The sequence below is a fragment of the Mesorhizobium sp. WSM4836 genome, from assembly GCF_055811815.1.
The window spans coordinates 23,643-39,847 of sequence record NZ_JBVVQF010000008.1 but is presented as its reverse complement, the minus strand read 5'-3'; the positions used below and the strand labels follow the sequence as shown (position 1 = coordinate 39,847).

The 16,205-nt window shown below is 62.2% G+C and carries 11 protein-coding genes and 3 pseudogenes; 8 read left to right on the top strand and 6 right to left on the bottom strand.

The window, feature by feature from the left end; genetic code table 11:
- Positions 1 to 243: 243 nt before the first annotated feature.
- The 5 genes and pseudogenes from AC0L2P_RS11995 to AC0L2P_RS11975 form a co-directional block, all read right to left on the bottom strand.
- Positions 244 to 1,299 carry a Dyp-type peroxidase gene (locus tag AC0L2P_RS11995; protein ID WP_473501417.1) on the bottom strand — a complete coding sequence of 352 codons (1,056 nt, stop codon included), beginning with the start codon at positions 1,297 to 1,299 and terminating at the stop codon, positions 244 to 246.
- 408 nt (positions 1,300 to 1,707) lie between these two features.
- A complete protein-coding gene (locus AC0L2P_RS11990; RefSeq protein WP_473501591.1) occupies positions 1,708 to 2,775 on the bottom strand; it encodes a cyclic nucleotide-gated potassium channel in 1,068 nt (355 codons plus the stop codon).
- 211 nt (positions 2,776 to 2,986) lie between these two features.
- Positions 2,987 to 3,224, bottom strand: a pseudogene (locus AC0L2P_RS11985) (VIT1/CCC1 transporter family protein); the annotation flags it as partial.
- 294 nt (positions 3,225 to 3,518) lie between these two features.
- Positions 3,519 to 3,665 carry a hypothetical protein gene (locus AC0L2P_RS11980; RefSeq protein WP_473501416.1) on the bottom strand — a complete coding sequence of 49 codons (147 nt, stop codon included), beginning with the start codon at positions 3,663 to 3,665 and terminating at the stop codon, positions 3,519 to 3,521.
- A 96-nt stretch (positions 3,666 to 3,761) separates the two neighbouring features.
- Positions 3,762 to 3,968 (bottom strand): annotated as a pseudogene (locus AC0L2P_RS11975) (alcohol dehydrogenase catalytic domain-containing protein); the annotation flags it as partial.
- Positions 3,969 to 4,175: 207 nt separating this feature from the next.
- On the opposite strand from AC0L2P_RS11975, the gene arcD reads away from it, so the two are divergent.
- The 7 genes and pseudogenes from arcD to AC0L2P_RS11940 all read left to right on the top strand — a co-directional run bounded on the left by arcD (position 4,176) and on the right by AC0L2P_RS11940 (position 14,104).
- Positions 4,176 to 5,642: an arginine-ornithine antiporter gene (arcD, locus tag AC0L2P_RS11970; protein WP_473501415.1), complete on the top strand. Its 1,467-nt coding sequence runs from the start codon at positions 4,176 to 4,178 to the stop codon at positions 5,640 to 5,642.
- Positions 5,639 to 6,871 carry an arginine deiminase gene (locus AC0L2P_RS11965; RefSeq protein WP_473501414.1) on the top strand — a complete coding sequence of 411 codons (1,233 nt, stop codon included), beginning with the start codon at positions 5,639 to 5,641 and terminating at the stop codon, positions 6,869 to 6,871. The genes arcD and AC0L2P_RS11965 overlap by 4 nt, the downstream gene beginning before the upstream one ends.
- A gap of 17 nt (positions 6,872 to 6,888) precedes the next feature.
- Positions 6,889 to 7,888, top strand: a pseudogene (gene argF, locus AC0L2P_RS11960) (ornithine carbamoyltransferase).
- A 1-nt stretch (position 7,889) separates the two neighbouring features.
- The gene (gene arcC / locus AC0L2P_RS11955; RefSeq protein WP_473501413.1) at positions 7,890 to 8,903 is read left to right on the top strand and encodes a carbamate kinase; all 1,014 of its coding nucleotides are present in this window, start codon (positions 7,890 to 7,892) and stop codon (positions 8,901 to 8,903) included.
- A gap of 222 nt (positions 8,904 to 9,125) precedes the next feature.
- Positions 9,126 to 10,256 (top strand): HlyD family secretion protein, encoded by a 1,131-nt coding sequence (locus AC0L2P_RS11950; protein WP_473501412.1) that lies wholly within the window; start codon positions 9,126 to 9,128, stop codon positions 10,254 to 10,256.
- Complete coding sequence (gene rbbA / locus AC0L2P_RS11945; protein WP_473501411.1) at positions 10,240 to 12,972, top strand: ribosome-associated ATPase/putative transporter RbbA; 2,733 nt, start codon at positions 10,240 to 10,242, stop codon at positions 12,970 to 12,972. Before AC0L2P_RS11950 ends, rbbA begins: the two co-directional genes overlap by 17 nt.
- Positions 12,973 to 12,976: 4 nt before the next feature.
- Positions 12,977 to 14,104 (top strand): ABC transporter permease, encoded by a 1,128-nt coding sequence (locus AC0L2P_RS11940; protein WP_473501590.1) that lies wholly within the window; start codon positions 12,977 to 12,979, stop codon positions 14,102 to 14,104.
- Between the two features lie 202 nt (positions 14,105 to 14,306).
- Here the strand turns inward: AC0L2P_RS11940 and AC0L2P_RS11935 are convergent, their stop codons facing one another.
- Positions 14,307 to 15,263 (bottom strand): ATP-grasp domain-containing protein, encoded by a 957-nt coding sequence (locus tag AC0L2P_RS11935; protein WP_473501410.1) that lies wholly within the window; start codon positions 15,261 to 15,263, stop codon positions 14,307 to 14,309.
- Between the two features lie 323 nt (positions 15,264 to 15,586).
- Between AC0L2P_RS11935 and AC0L2P_RS11930 the strand changes: the two genes are divergently transcribed.
- Complete coding sequence (locus AC0L2P_RS11930) at positions 15,587 to 16,087, top strand: hypothetical protein (protein ID WP_473501409.1); 501 nt, start codon at positions 15,587 to 15,589, stop codon at positions 16,085 to 16,087.
- Positions 16,088 to 16,205 lie beyond the last annotated feature (118 nt).

Genomic DNA, 16,205 nt, shown 5'->3' with positions numbered 1-16,205 from the left:
TTCCAGGCGGTGATCAAGTCGCCCTGAACGGCCGACTTGGGCCGCAAAGCCGCCATTCCGTAGAAGGTAAATGCGATCGGCGAGTGGCTGGACCAACTCCTTGAATCGATTTTGGCGAAACGCTTCGTAAGCTATTGGCGAACAACGATTGTGTTAGTCGCTGAGGGACGCCGCCTTTCTCAACACAAAGCGGATGGTTCGCCCCAACCGTATCATCTTATGCTCTCGTATTCGGTGGCGAACCTATTGACGGCGACTCCGAATAGATCCGCCCGACGGGGCCGGACCAGCGGTCGAGATGACCGCTTCGCCCGTCGCAACGTTCTCCAGGAATGTCGCCGACGGCACGAAGAACAAAGTACCAGTGACCGCACGGCTGAAGTCCAGCAACCGATCGTAGTTGCCTGGCGGGCGGCCAATGAACATGTTCTCGAGCATCTGCTCGATTCTGCGCGGCGAACGGGCGTAACCGATGAAATAGGTGCCGAACTCACCCTTGCCGACTTCGCCGAATGGCATGTTGTCGCGTACAATCTCCAACTGCTCTCCGTTCTCGATGATCGTGGTCAGCGCATTGTGCGCCGAGGTCGGCTTCACGGCATCGTCCAGCTCGATATCGGAGAGTTTTTTCCTGCCGACAATTCCCTCTTGCTTCTCGATGGGGAGCGCGTTCCATGCTTTCAGATCATGCAGGTACTTCTGTACGATCACATAGCTGCCTCCGGCAAAGGCCGGGTCCTCCTCGCTGATGATCGCGGCCTTGACGGCGCGCTCATCCACAGGATTTTCGGTGCCATCGACGAAGCCGATCAGGTCGCGGTCATCGAAATAGTTGAAGCCGTGCACCTCATCCGTCGTGGAGACTGCGCCATCTAGCCGCGACATGATCTGTGTCGCCAGTTCGAAGCAAAGATCGATACGTGCGGCACGGATGTGAAAGAGGATGTCGCCCGGTGTCGAGACGGCGTGATGCTGGCCGTGGATTTCGCGAAATGGATGCAGTTCCTTCGGTCTGGATCCTCCAAACAAACGGTTCCCTCCGCGCACGCGGACCCTGTCGTGCCCGACCTGCTCGAGCTCGACCTGGGTGATGTCGAGGGTGACGTCAGGGGTCAGATAGGCGGCCGGATCGTGGATCTCGTAGAGCAGTTGCTCCTTGACGGTGCGCAGGTCGACAAGGCCTCCCGTACCTCGCGCCTTGGTGATGACAAGGCTGCCCTCGGCCTCTACTTCGGCGATGGGAAAACCGATATTGGCGACGTCGGGAACGTCCTTGAAGCCGGGATCATTCGCACCCATCTTGCGTAGCCTATTTGTTGTGCTTCAAACGCGCACGCTAGCAAATTACGGGTCAAGGAGGTAAGCGGCGGCCGTCCGCTGCAACCAGTTGTGAAATGGCTTGGGGATATTGAGTGGATCGCGACGGCTTGGCGACATTAATCCACCCTCAGACTGACAGGATTCGAAGCAGCTGCTGGTGAAACCCGCCGAGAAGCCGTTCGACTCCAGGCTTCCTCTCAGGCATCAACGCGTGGCGCAGACCGCTGTCGACCGGCTTGTCTGATGCCTGCCCAGTCGGTGTCGTCACCCGTCGCGTCGCCGAGCTACGCGGCCGATAGAGCCGCATCATGTAGTTCCAGCCAGCCACCATCGGCAGGCAATCGGCAGCCTTGGCAGCGCATCCTCCTGACGAACACCTAGTCTAGGTCAACCCTGAGGTGCCGCGCCGCGCCGCTCGAGCGCGGTCTTGCGGATGATTTCCGCGATCTCCGGGCTGCTGCCGCACAGCATCTGGAAATCCGCCGAGTGTAGCGACAGGAGTGAGACCACCGTTGTGGCGCTGACGGTCGCCGAGCGCGGTTCGCCGGTGATCAGCGCCATCTCGCCGAAGAAGGCGCCAGGGCCAAGCTCCACCAGGTTCGGCGTCGCGACGCTGACGCGCCCCTCCACGACGAAGAACATCTGATCACCGGTCTCACCCTTGCGGCAGATCACAGCGCCCGCCGGCACGACGCGAGGTCGTAACGCGCGCACGATGTCGACTAGTGCGGCCGGGCCGAGCTTCTGAAACAACGGCACGGCGGCGACCAATTGCCAATTACGGACGAAATCCTCGCGACGGACTTCTTGATAAAAGCCGGTGGCAAGAATGCCAGCCCAGAGCGCGAAGATGCCGATGCCACTCATCATGACCACCCCGGCAAGGACGCGGCCGGCGAAGCTTTCCGGAATAGCGTCGCCATAGCCGGTAGTGGACAGCGTGACCACCGCCCACCACATTGCCTGGGGGATGCTGCCGAACTTTTCCGGTTGGCCGTCGCGCTCGATGACATAGGCCGCGAGCGAAACACCGAACAGAACGATGCTAAGGACCGTGGTGACGCCGATCAGGTTGCGCGCTTCGTTGGTCAGGATCCTGCCCAGCAGCGGGAAGAAAGTCGAGTCGCGCAGCGGTTTCAGCAGCCAGACAGCACAGTAGAGGCTCCGGTCGGGCGTTCCGACGAGCAGAAATGCGGCGAGTGGAACCAAAACCGCGAGCACATCAATGGCGATTGCTGGCGTCCTGACCCGAACGTCTCCCGCCCGGCGCTTGAGCAGCGTCTCGGCCAATTGCAACAGATAGACGCCCCAAATGACCGCGAGAACGGTAGCCAGAGCCAGTCTGCTTCGTCCGGACATGTCCGGTGTCGTGAGCGTAGCCATCGCCACAAGCCCGGTCGCAGCCAGCAGCGCGTTGAGCGACGCGTTAGTTCTCAAGAAAGGCAGTACCGACATTCTATACCCACGAGCGGCTACTACCCTCCAGAATAGGATGCCTTCAAAGCAAGCGCAAAGGTGCTTACTTTCGCCGCGATGTGCACCACCAACGGTGAACTCAGAAGTGGGGAAAGTGAACAGACAGGCCACAACCGAGAAGGCCCCCAAGGCAGCGGCGAACCGAATACTGCTGCGGTCGCCATCGCCACTCACGAGGCGGAGGCCTGACTCATATGGCAGTGCCAACGACGGTTCCGATCCCAGCTGTTAGTGTCATTGCCAGCGCGCTCCACCACGTGACGCGAACCGTGGCCCTCAGCACATTGGCGGCGCCGGCCCTTCGCGCCGATCGCACCCAGCACAGCAAGGAACAAGAGCGAGGCAGCGGAAACGATTATTGCAAGCCAGGTGGCCGGTGAAAGGAGGATCATCGCCAACGGCAGGGCCGCGCCAACCGAAAATAATGGGTGGGAGCAGCAGGCCCAGCCTTGATCTGGATCATTAAAGATAGCGTTGCAGAGTGGGCAGGCGCCTGCCAATCCGAGCCGGTCAGGGTTGATCATCTGGCGTGTAGCGGTCACGGTCCTTGCACGCTCGCGACATAGGCTATGATTGCCTCGATCTGATCGGGGCTGGCGACCCACTCATGCATATCCGGATTCCCGGTTGAAATTCCTTGGGCGAGCGCCTCCTCGAGATCGGTGGGCGGATAACGCCGCGAGAGTTTGCGAAATTCAGGCGCATCGGGATGGCTGCTCTTGTCAGTTCGGCCGATCGCATGCCAGCGCGCAATTGACTTCGACCAGTGCCTTGCCGTGCGATATCTGATCTGCGCTCGCCAGCACAGTGGACAGGCCAAGCGCCGCATGCAGAGCTGTCGCGCGGGAAAGGCAAGTCAGCACCTTCATCGGGAATGCCTTTGCCCCAGCTGCCTTTGGCCATGATCCCATCGAGGCCGGTCAGGCCACCGTTCCTGCTGCCATGTTCTCGATCGTGGTCTCAGCTTGCTTGCCGAGCCGGGATCGCGCAACGCCTTCACCGACCAGATCAACGATGCCGACAATCTCATGGCCAGGTATGAGCGGCAGTTTTGGGCGAGGCAGGTCACCGTCAACGACACGAAGATCGGTCCGGCAAACCGCGCATGCCTCAACCTTCAACCTGATTTCGCCAGCAGCTGGCATGGGATCTGGCCTGTCGATCAGTTTCAAAAGCAGTGCCCCTCACCTGGAAGCTTTGGGCATGCCAGAAGGCCTTAAGCAACACCGCCTTCTCACGGCAACCTTTCAGATGCTCGGAATATTTGAGGTCCCATAATCATATACCGGGAAGACACATTCTTTTTGACCGGCATCAAAGCGGCGGCCTCCGTTCTCGGTTCATTGCCTCCCATCAAAGCTTTGAAAAGGGAGAGCATCATGACCACCGCTGGAATCAACATCCCTGTCCCAAAGGTGACGGCCGCAGCAGCAACGAAGCTTCGGCTGGGTTCCCTCACCGCACTGGTGATCGGCTCGATGGTCGGCTCCGGTGTGTTCAGCCTGCCGCAGAATATGGCGGCAGGTGCCGGTCCTCTTGCCATCCTGATCGGCTGGGCCATCACTGCCGTCGGTATGCTGGCGCTCGTCTTCGTCTACCAGTCGCTTGCAACCCGCAAACCGGAGCTCGAGGCAGGCCCCTATGCTTACGCCAAGGCCGGCTTCGGTCCCTTCATCGGCTTCAACAGCGCCTGGGGCTACTGGATCAGCGCTTGGGTCGGCAACGTCTCCTACGCGGTGATCGTCTTCAGCGCGCTTTCCTATTTCTTTCCGGCTTTCGGCGACGGAAACACCTGGCAGGCGGTGCTGGGCGCATCCATCCTGCTGTGGCTGATCCACGCGCTGATCCTCGCCGGCATCCGGCAGGCCGCCGTGATAAACCTGGTCGTAACCGTGGCAAAGATCGCCCCGATCGTCCTTTTCGTCGGGGTCGTCGCGGTTGCGTTCAAGCTGGATGTCTGGTCGCTCGATTTCACCGGCTTTGGCAACGCCGGCCACGGCTCAATCACTGCACAGGTGAAAAGCACGATGCTGGTCACACTGTGGGTTTTCATCGGCATTGAGGGCGCCAGCGTGTTTTCCGGCCGCGCCGAGCGCCGCAAGGACATCGCCCTTGCAACCGTTCTCGGCTTTTTCACCTGCCTCGCCCTCTACGCGTTGGTCTCGCTGCTGTCGCTCGGTATTCTCAGCCAGCCTGAACTTACCGCGCTGAAGAACCCCTCCATGGCTGGCGTGCTTGAGGCGGTTGTCGGCCCCTGGGGTGCGATCCTCATCAACATCGCGCTTGTCGTGTCGGTGGTCGGCGCCTTCCTCAGCTGGACGCTGCTTGCGGCCGAAATACCGCATCTCGCCGCCAAGGACGGCACGATGCCGAATTTTTTCGGCAAAGAGAGCGAGCGCGGCGTGCCATCGACCTCGCTTTTGATCACCAATTTGCTCGTCCAGGCATTCCTGGTGATCGCGCTGTTCGCGCAAAGCACCTACCAGGCGCTGTTCTACATCGCGTCGGCGGCGATCCTGGTGCCTTACATCTTCTCCGGAGCCTACGCGGCCAAGTTGGCGCTGACCGGAGAAAGTTACGGGAGCGGCGAACAACGCGCCGGCCCGCTTTTTGCCGGGCTGCTGGCGACCGCCTACGGGCTATGGCTCGTCTACGCGGCCGGTCCGGCGTATCTGTTCATGTGCGCGATACTCTATGCGCCCGGCATCCTGTTCTACATCCGGGCCCGACGCGAAGCCAATCAACGCGTGTTCCATCCTGTCGAAGCGCTGATCGCCGCGGCAATTGTCGCCGCGGGCATCGCCGCCGCCTACCTCATGTGGAACGGGAGCATCAGCCCGCTATGAACGCTCCTATCACCACAACTCGGCTCGGCGCATTTTCCGAAATCGGCCGGCTCCGCGAGGTGCTGGTGCACCGCCCGGACCTCAGCCTGCAAAGGCTGACGCCCGACAATTGCAAGGCATTGCTGTTCGACGATGTCCTCTGGGTCAAGAAAGCACGTCAGGAGCATGATGTCTTCGTCGATGCGTTGCGTGAGCGCGGCGTGGTGGTGCATTCGTTCGGGAACTTGCTGGCCGAAACCATGAGCCTGACCAAAGCCCGCGACTGGCTTCTCGATCGGCGGATCCACTCCGGCGTCGTCGGGCTCGACATGGTCGACGAAATGCGGGGGTGGCTCAACGAGATGCCGTCGGAGCAACTGGCAACCTGTCTCATCGGCGGCATCGCCCGGGCGGAGCTTCCGTTCGAGCCAAGGGGACTGACCGGACGAACGCTGGCGCCGCAGGATTTCGTTCTTCCGCCGCTGCCGAACCAGCTTTTCACTCGCGACAGCTCCTGCTGGATCTACGGCTCGATCTCGGTCAATGCCATGTACTGGCCGGCCAGGCGCCCGGAAGCGGCCAATGTCGAAGCCGTCTACCGCTTCCACCCTCGCTTTCGCGACAGCGGCATCTCCTTCGTGTCACCGGATCCCGGAACGGGCATCAGCCTGGAAGGCGGAGATGTCATGCCGATCGGCGATGGAACGGTCCTCGTCGGCATGGGAGAACGCACCACGCCGCAAGCGGTCGGCGGCCTCGCGCGCAGCCTGTTCGCGGCCGGCGAAGCGACGCGGGTGATCGCGGCGCTGATGCCGCGGGACCGCAGCTTCATGCATCTGGACACTGTTTTCACCTTCTGCGACCGCGACCTGGTCACCATGTACCCGCCGGTGGTCGAGCGGCTGCGCGCCTTCTCGCTAAGGCCGGGCGACGGAGCGGCGGCCGTCGAGGTCACGGAAGAGAACAAGCCGTTCACGGCGGTTGTCGCCGAGGCTCTCGGAGTGAAATCGCTGCGGATCATCGCCACCGGCGGCGACCGCTACGAGGCCGAACGCGAGCAATGGGACGACGGCAACAATGTCGTGGCCGTCGAGCCCGGCGTGGTCATCGGCTACGACCGCAACGTCTACACCAACACACTTCTGCGCCGCGCCGGTATTGAAGTGATCACGGTCGGAGGCGCCGAGCTGAGCCGCGGTCGCGGCGGCGGGCACTGCATGACCTGCCCCATCGCCCGCGATCCGATTTGACCCGAAAGGAAAGTCCGATGTCGATCAACCTTCACGGCCGCTCTGTGCTGACCCTGGACGATCTCACGGCTGGCGAGATCCGGTTTCTTCTGAAGCTCGCCGCCGATCTCAAGGCCGCTAAGCTCGCCGGGCACGAAGTGCCGCGTCTCACCCGCAAGAACATCGCGCTGATCTTTGAGAAGGATTCGACCCGCACCCGGACCGGGTTCGAAGTGGCGGCTTATGATCAGGGCGCCCATGTCACCTATTTCGGACCCAGCGGCAGCCACATCGGCCATAAGGAATCCATGAAGGATACCGCACGCGTACTCGGCCGGATGTACGACGCGATCGAATATCGCGGCTTTGGCCAGCATCAGGCCGAATTGCTTGCCGCGCATGCCGGCGTGCCAGTCTATAACGGTCTCACCGACGAGGCGCATCCGACGCAGATCCTCGCCGATTTGATGACCATGCGCGAGTTCACGCACAAGCATCTTTCGGACGTGACGGTGACCTTCGTCGGCGAGGGCCGCGACAATGTCGCGCTATCGCTGGCGCTCGGAGCGGCCAAGGTCGGCATCAACATGCGCATCGCCTCGCCGAGGGAGCTTTGGCCGGATGAGGAGTTCTGTGCCCACGTGAGGGAACTGGCGGGACACAGCGGCGGCCTCTTTAGGTTGGACGAGGACGTGACGGGCTCCGTCCAGAACGCCGATTTCGTCTACACCGACGTGTGGATGTCGATGGGCGAGGACAAATCCGGCTGGGCCGAGCGCATCCGTCTTTTGACCTTACCGGGTGACCAGCGAGGTTATGGCTGCAGCCGGTAACCCGCACGTCAAATTCATGCATTGCCTGCCGGCGTTCCACGACACCGATACCGAGATCGGCGCGCTTATTGCGCGGGAATACGGGATCGACTGCATGGAGGTGACGGACGAGTTGTTCGAATCGGATGCCTCGATTGTTCTCGACCAGGCGGAAAATCGCATGCACACGATCAAGGCCCTGCTCGTCGCCACGATCGGCAACTGAGATGCTTGTCGTCGTTGCGCTCGGCGGAAACGCACTGCTGCGGCGCGGTGAACCGATGACGGCGGAAAACCAGCGCGCCAACATCGCGCGCGCCGCTTCGGTGCTTGCCGAACTTGTCGGCGAAGGACACTCAGTCGTGATCACGCACGGCAACGGTCCGCAGGTCGGGCTTCTGGCCCTGCAGGCGGCAGCCACTTCGGACGGCAGTGCGTTTCCTCTCGACGTGCTCGGCGCCGAGAGCGCCGGCATGATCGGCTATGTGATCGAGCAAGAACTCAGCAACCTTCTCGACGAGAGGCTGTTCGCGACGTTGCTGACCCAGGTGAAAGTGGACCCGCACGACCCGGCCTTCGCTCATCCGACGAAGCCGATAGGCCCAGTCTATAACGAGGCAGCCGCGCGGCGGCTTGCCACGGAACGCGGCTGGCAGATCGCGCCCGATGGCGACAAATGGCGTCGCGTTGTCCCCTCGCCCAGGCCGCTGGAGATTCTGGAAACATCCGTGATTTCGTTTCTTGTCGAACGCGGCGTCATCGTCATTTGCGCGGGCGGGGGCGGCGTTCCGGTGGTGGCGAGCAATGACGGCAGTCTTTGCGGCGTGGAGGCCGTCATCGACAAAGATCTGTCGAGTTCGCTCCTCGCCCACCAATTGAAGGCCGACATGCTGCTGATGCTGACCGATGTCGATGCCGTCTATGTCGATTATGGTACCGCTACTGCCCGTGCGCTCCGCAGGGTTACCCCGACAGAAATATCGGGGCGAGATTTTCCGGCCGGGTCCATGGGACCGAAGGTCGGCGCCGCGATTGAATTCGTCGAAGCAACGGGCAAGCCTGCGGCGATCGGCAAGCTTGATGAGGCCGTCGAAATTGTCAGAGGCGAACACGGCACATGGTTTGAAACGGGCGCTCTGGTTTCATCCATCGAGCCTCGGTACGGCCGAGCAGCTCCCGCGACCAGCGCGGGAACGTGCCTGCCCGCTATTGGCTCCAAGTACCTTCCCGGAGGGACATAACCGAATTTCGGGACCTCAAAACCTGCGCTAGTCTAATCGCTCGCTGCGGGGTGCTCGCCGCTGACGCATGAGAATCTTTCGGGTAGTGGGGCCGACACTGCGCGCCTGGATCAACTGAAGCGCATCACACCCCCTTTGACGCAGATCAACGCCCACTCGCCACACACGGGCAAAGGTAGAATTGAGGCGCGGCCACGCGTTATCTCTATCAGGAATTGATGAATGCCCAACATCGAGACCATTGGCGCTGGCAGCGCCGGGCTGCTTCCCCCGAACGCCCCCTCGGTGGGCCGAATGCTTGTGCCGAGCCCAACTGATCGCAGTCTGGCCGGGCCTGCCCCCGCCCAGACCGTCAGAGCGCGCACCCGGCTTTGGCTCGGCTTGGCCCTGGTTGTGGTTGCCGGCGCAGCCGCGACAGCGGGATATTGGTGGCAGCATGCCGAGCCCGGACTGCCCGCGGGGATTACCTTCGGCAACGGCAGGGTCGAGGCCGATGAGATCGACGTCGCGACCAAGTTCGGCGGCCGCATCGCTGCGCTCCTCGTTGACGAGGGCGACACCGTTCGGGCGGGCCAAGTGGTCGCACGAATGGACACGCAGGATCTTGAGATGTCGCTCCACAAAGCCGAGGCGCAGGTGCTCGGGGCAAGCCGGATGCTCGACGAAGCGCAGGCCGATCTCGAGCAGCAGAAGGCGCAGGCGAAGCTCGCGGAGCAGCAGCTCACCCGCACGATCGTCCTCGTCGACAGGGGTTATGCAACGGCCGAGGTTCTCGACCAACGCCACCAGCAGATGAGCGTCGCCAGTGCCGCACTCGCGGCAGCCACCGCGCGTGTGGGGCAAGCCGAACAGACGGTGGCGGCCGCCAATCACGATACCGATCTCTATCGGATCAACATCGCCGACAATTCCCTTGTCGCCCCGCGCGACGGCCGTGTCCAGTATCGCCTCGCCAATATCGGCGAAGTCCTGGGGGCCGGTGGCAAGGTCCTCACCGTTCTCGACATCGGTTATATCTATATGGACATTTTCCTGCCCACAGCGGAGGCTGGTCGCGCGACCGTGGGCAGCGATGCGCGCATCGTGCTCGACGCCGCCCCCAAAGCGCCAATCCCTGCCAAGGTGGTCTTCGTCTCCGGAGAGGCGCAGTTCACGCCAAAGGCCGTGGAGACCAAGGCGGAGCGCGACAAGTTGATGTTCCGTGTCCGCGTACGCGTCAACCCGGAATATCTTAGCGCTCATGCGGCGGAGATAAGCTCGGGTCTGCCCGGGCTCACCTATGTCCGACTCAACGGCGACGCTGAGTGGCCGGCTTCTCTTGCGCTGGGACGGACAGATGAGCCATCCCGCTAGCCCGGTCATAGCCGTCGACGGACTCTCGCACCGCTACGGTCGCACACTTGCGCTCGACGGCATAACGCTCGCGATCCCGGCTGGTGTGCTCGTCGGACTAATCGGCCCGGACGGCGTCGGCAAGTCGACGCTGCTCGGCCTCATCGCCGGGGCCAAGCGCAGCCAGACGGGCCGCGTGGCGGTACTCGGTGGCGATATGGTCGATTCTCGCCATCGTTCGGCCGTGTGCCCACGCATCGCCTACATGCCACAGGGGCTCGGCAAGAACCTCTATCCCGATCTGAGCGTCAGGGAAAACATTGACTTCTTCGGGCGCCTGTTCGGCGAGCCGGCGCGCGAGCGGGCCTGGCGCATCGATACGTTGCTCGAAGCGACCGGCCTCGATTCCTTCTCTAACCGAGCCGCCAAGAACCTCTCCGGCGGGATGCGGCAAAAGCTCGGCCTATGTTGTGCGCTGGTCCACGACCCTGACCTCCTCATTCTCGACGAACCGACTACGGGCGTCGACCCACTATCGCGCCGTCAATTCTGGGAGCTGATCAAGCACATACGCGCGGGGCGGCCCGGCATGAGCGTGGTGGTAGCCACCGCCTATATGGAGGAGGCCGAGCGCTTCGATGATCTCATCGCCATGAATGCTGGCCGTATCCTCGCAACTGGGACGCCAGCCGAGCTGAAGCGGCTGACGGGGCAGGCAAGCGTTGAGGAAAGCTTCATCGCGCTGTTGCCGGAGGCTGTTCGCGCCGGGCGCCGCGCTCTCGTCGTACCGCCGCGGCCGCCGGGCGAGCACGAGATGGCCATCGTCGCCAATGGCCTCACCCGGCGCTTCGGCGAATTCGTGGCGGTGGACCGCGTCAGCTTCGCCATCGAGCGCGGCGAGATCTTCGGCTTTCTCGGTTCGAACGGCTGCGGCAAGACCACGACTATGAAGATGCTGACCGGTCTGCTGCCGGCGTCCGAAGGAACGGCAAGGCTGTTCGGGCAGCCGATCGTTGGCACCGATGTGCGGCTGCGGCGGCGCGTCGGTTACATGTCGCAGTCGTTCTCGCTTTATACCGAGCTGACGGTTCGGCAGAATCTCAACCTGCACGCGCGTCTCTTCCACATTGCCGGCGACAGGGGGAAATCCCGCATCGCCGCACTTGTCGAGCGGTTCGGCTTCGGCCCTTACCTGGACCAGCGGGCGGCGCAGCTGCCGCTCGGCATCCGCCAGCGACTCTCGCTTGCCGTCGCCGTGGTGCACGAGCCGGAGCTCCTGATCCTCGATGAGCCGACCTCGGGGGTCGATCCGCTGGCCCGCGACAGCTTCTGGGAGCTCCTCGTCGAGCTTTCGCGGCAGCAAGGCATCACCATCTTCGTCTCGACCCACTTCATGAACGAGGCGGCACGCTGCGACCGGATCGCGCTCATGCATGGCGGCAAGGTGCTCGCCACCGGCACGCCCAATGAACTGGTCGAAGCCAGTGGCGCAGCCGATCTCGAGGAAGCATTTGTTGACTATCTCCAGGCCGCAGGCAGCGAGAACGCCAGCTCTGTCAGGCGCCTGCCGGAAGCCGGGACTACCGCCATCCCCTCGCCCCGGCCTACGCGGTCGCGCGGCTTCAGCCTGGAACGGCTTCTAGCCTATTCGCGGCGCGAAGCGCTGGAGCTTTGGCGCGATCCGGTGCGCCTCGGCTTCGCCATCCTTGGTACTGCATTCCTTATGATGGTCTTCGGGCTCGGTATCAACACTGACGTCAACCATTTGACCTTTGCTGCACTCGATCGAGACAACACGCCGGAGAGCCGGGCCTATCTACAGGAGTTTCGCGGATCGCCTTATTTTGTTGAACGCAAAGTGCTGACCAGCTACGAGGAGCTCGACGAGGAGCTGCGGAGCGGCACTTTCGCGCTGGCCATTGAGGTCCCGCCAGGCTTTGGCCGGGATATCCGCCGCGGCGCGGCGGCCGACATCGGTGCCTGGGTCGACGGGGCCATGCCCTTTCATGCCGAGACCGCCCGCGGATATCTTGCAGGCGTGCATCAACAGTATCTCGCCGATCGTGCGGCAGCGCTCGGCAACCGGCAAGCGCCGCAGGCCGTCGAGACCCGATTCCTCTACAATCAGGACTTCAAGAGCGTCTTTGCCATGGTCCCCGGAACGATAGCGATGCTGCTCGCATTCATGCCGGCGATGTTGATGGCGGTCGGTGTCGTCAGGGAGAAGGAGCTGGGCTCAATCACCAATCTCTACGTCACGCCGGTCACACGGCTCGAATTCCTCCTGGGGAAGCAGCTTCCCTACGTCATCCTCTCCCTGGTCAGCTTTCTCATCCTGGTTGCGATGGCCGTCTTCCTGTTCGGCGTGGCGCTGAAAGGCAGCTTCTGGGTGCTCTTTCTCGGCGCATTTCTCTACGTGACGGCGATGACCGGCTACGGTCTGGTAATCTCGACATTTACGCGAACCCAGATCGCCGCGCTCTTCGCCGCGGGAATTATGACCTCACTTCCCGCGGTACAATTCTCCGGCATGCTGACGCCGGTCTCCTCGCTGGTGGGTTTCCCGGCCTTCATGGCCCACACGTTCCCGGCGATGTATTTCCTGCGGATCTCGGTCGGCACTTTCACCAAGGCGCTCGGCTTCCAGGAGCTCGCCGGAAGCCTGCTGGCCCTTACCGTCTTCATTCCTCTTCTAGCCTTGATCAGCCTTGCCTTTCTCCGCCGGCAAGAACAATGATATGATGCAACATCTGGCGAACATCTTCTGGCTCGGTACCAAGGAGTTGCGGAGTTTCTCGCGCGACTTCGTGCTGTTCGGCTTCGTTGTCTACTCTTTCACGTTGGCGGTCTATGCGCAGGCCGAGAGCCCGGCGCAGGAGGTCCACAACTCAGCCGTCGCTATCGTCGACGAGGACCACTCGACACTGTCGCGTGCGATTGCCGCAGCTCTGCAGCCACCTTATTTCAGCCGTCCGACTGAAATCGCGGCCAGTCAGGTCGATCGGCTGATGGACACAGCCGGCAGCACGTTCGTCCTCGATATCCCGCCACATTTCGAGCGCGACACCAAGGCTGGGCGCCAGCCGACCATCCAAGCCAATGTCGACGCGACCGCTATGATGCAGGCCGGAATCGGCGCCGGCTATCTGGAGCAGATCATCGCTCGCGAAATCGCTCGCTTTGCCGCGCGTGCCGAACCGCCGCAGGCCCAGCCGGTGAATCTCGCCGTCCGCGTCGCCTTCAACCCCAACCTCAACACGCAACTCTTCAATGCCGTCATGGCAATTATCGGCAACGTCAACATGCTGGCCATCATACTTGCGGGCGCAGCGATCATCCGCGAGCGAGAGCATGGCACGATGGACCATCTGCTGATCATGCCCCTTACCCCGTTCGAGATCGCAGCTGCCAAGGTGTGGGCAAACGGGCTGGTGATCACCGTCGCGGTCGGTCTGTCACTGTGGCTGGTAATAGAGACGCTGCTGGGAATTCGGATCGTCGGCTCCGTTCCGCTCTTCATGGCGGGGGTCGTGCTTTATCTGTTCTTCGCCACCGCCATCGGCATCTTCTTGGGCACGGTCGCTCGCTCGATGCCTCAGCTCGGGCTCCTCTTCATCCTGATCGCCCTCCCGATGAACATCCTCTCCGGTGGCAATACACCGCTCGACAGCATGCCGACCTATCTACGAGCGGTGATGCAATTGTCACCCTCGACCCATTTCGTGAGCTTCGCCCAGGCGATCCTTTATCGAGGCGCCGGCATGGACGTTGTCTGGCCGCAATTTGCCACGGTCGGCCTGGTGGGTGGCGTTTTCTTCGTCCTCTCCGTCACGCGTTTCCGCAGGATCAGTGCCGCCGCAGTGATGTGAGGTCACCGCAAGTGCGATTTCGCGTCCACCGCCCTCTAGCCGCGGAGCGCGCGGGGGTATGTCCAGCCGATAGATGGGTAACACTTTGAACCGGAGACATGGTGTAGTGCACCCGTGAACTGAGACACAAGAACGGCAACAGTTCTCCGCAAGGACGCTCGACCGATCAGCTCTTTGTCAGTACTGATGGACCTACGCATGGTCAGATGACCAGAACCGGAGCAAAACCGCCGCCTGGTGTGCGGAAGTTCGTGGTTTGGCCCTGGTAAAGGCGGGCGGCGGCGAGCAACATCCGGCCATCGTAAGTGTAAAGCCGCACGTCCATCTTGCGTTGCGCGGGTGCGCCGTCGATTTCGATCATGCGCTGCCCGGGTGCGGCGAATGACTGGGCCACGTAACCACCGCGCGCGATCTCGGCCCAGACGCCCTTTGTCACCTTGTCGCCGCGGTAGACCGCCTTGCTGCCGTGGCCCGAGAGCGGCTTGAAGAACATGTCCTTGCGGGATTGCCAGGCGGCATCCGAATTGTCGGGGGTAATCAGCATGGTTCGCGGGATGCCTGTCAGCCGCAAGCGCAGCTCCGGGGAAAGGCCAAATGCTTCGAGCGCCGCCCGATCGGACAGCAATGTCAGATTTCGCTTGCTTGCAAGGAGCGCATGGTTGTGCGGATTGGGCGTGACCACCACGGCGCCATCCCGATAAGCCGCCCCGAGTGCGGCGTGCTCCGGCCCGTCAAACGTGAAATCGACGAGGCGATTGTAAACCAGATCGATCTCGTCGCCGTCCAGCCGAAGCCTGCCGCCCTCGTATTCCAGCTTGCCCGCGTCACCGATCACCGCTTCGAAACCGTGTCTTAGCAACAGCTGCCTGGCAAGCACGAATTCAGGATAGAGGTACTGCTCCTCGGGCAGATCGTCGACGATCGTGATCCTTCGCGGCGAACCGGCTCCCCGCTGGCGGCGCCATTCGTCCGTAAACATCGCAATAATGCTGGCTTCGAAGTGACCGTCCCTGGCACCGATCAGCGCCCGGTCGACTTCAGAGCAGCAAGCCTTCTGTGCCTCGGCGAGCAGCGCATTGAGGAAAGCGCCGCCGGCGTTGGTGTTTATCTCGATCAGCTTGGGACCATCATCCTCGAGGTGGAAATCGTAGCCCATCATGACGCCGACGGGTCCGAAATCCCGTTGCGCGATGTCGGGAGCCCAGGAGAGGACCGCTTCGCGGTAAGCCGGCAAGTGCCGTCGCCTCGATAGCGCCGACGATTTTCTGCATCTCATCGATAGCGGGCGCGGAGATGAAGACCGGGACGTTGGAAAAAAGATGCGGTCGCGATGCCATAAAGGCTTCGCAGAAACCAGGCTTACCGGCTTCGTGGTCCAGCGCCGCCCAAAGTTTCGCCCGGTCGAGCGTGATGCAGAAGCATTTGCGGTTGAGCCGCTCCGATAGGGACGCGCTGGCCTCCGCCACCCCGGGGACTGTGAGCATGTCGCTATCTCCTCATTGCCGCCGGAATGATATCAATTTCGGATTAGCCACGCTCGTGGGCATTGATTTGCATCAAAGTAGCGGCATGCAGTTAGGCTACACTGAATCCATGAAACTCGCCTTGGCCCAGCTTCGCTTGCTGCTCGCCGTGATCCTCCTGATCGCGGGCGGTGCTGCCATTGCTGGTTTTGCCGAGCGGACTTCTGCAATAGGCGCCGGTGCCACCGCTGAAGTTGCCATGATGTCGACGAGCGCCTCGCACGGGGTGATGGATCACGTCGCGTCCACAGACCAGAACAACCATCGCTCGCCATGTGATGGTTGCCTGGATTGCGCGCACTCGACCTGCTGCGGCTGTTGTTTTGCGGGCATTTCCGCCAACGAATGCGGCATTCTTCGTCACGCGCCGGACGCCATCCGCTTCATGGCGGGCAAGGCGTTCCTGGCAACGGGCACCGACCCCGAGGCCCTCCTGCAACCTCCCCGGATCTTCGCCTGATATCGCGTCGTCGCGGCCGTTGGGCCTGTTGAAACCAGCAGCGCCCCGTCAAGCCCATAAACGCGCGAACGATCCGCGAGACCATAGCCATTAGCGGCGATCTGGCTGCATTGCGCAT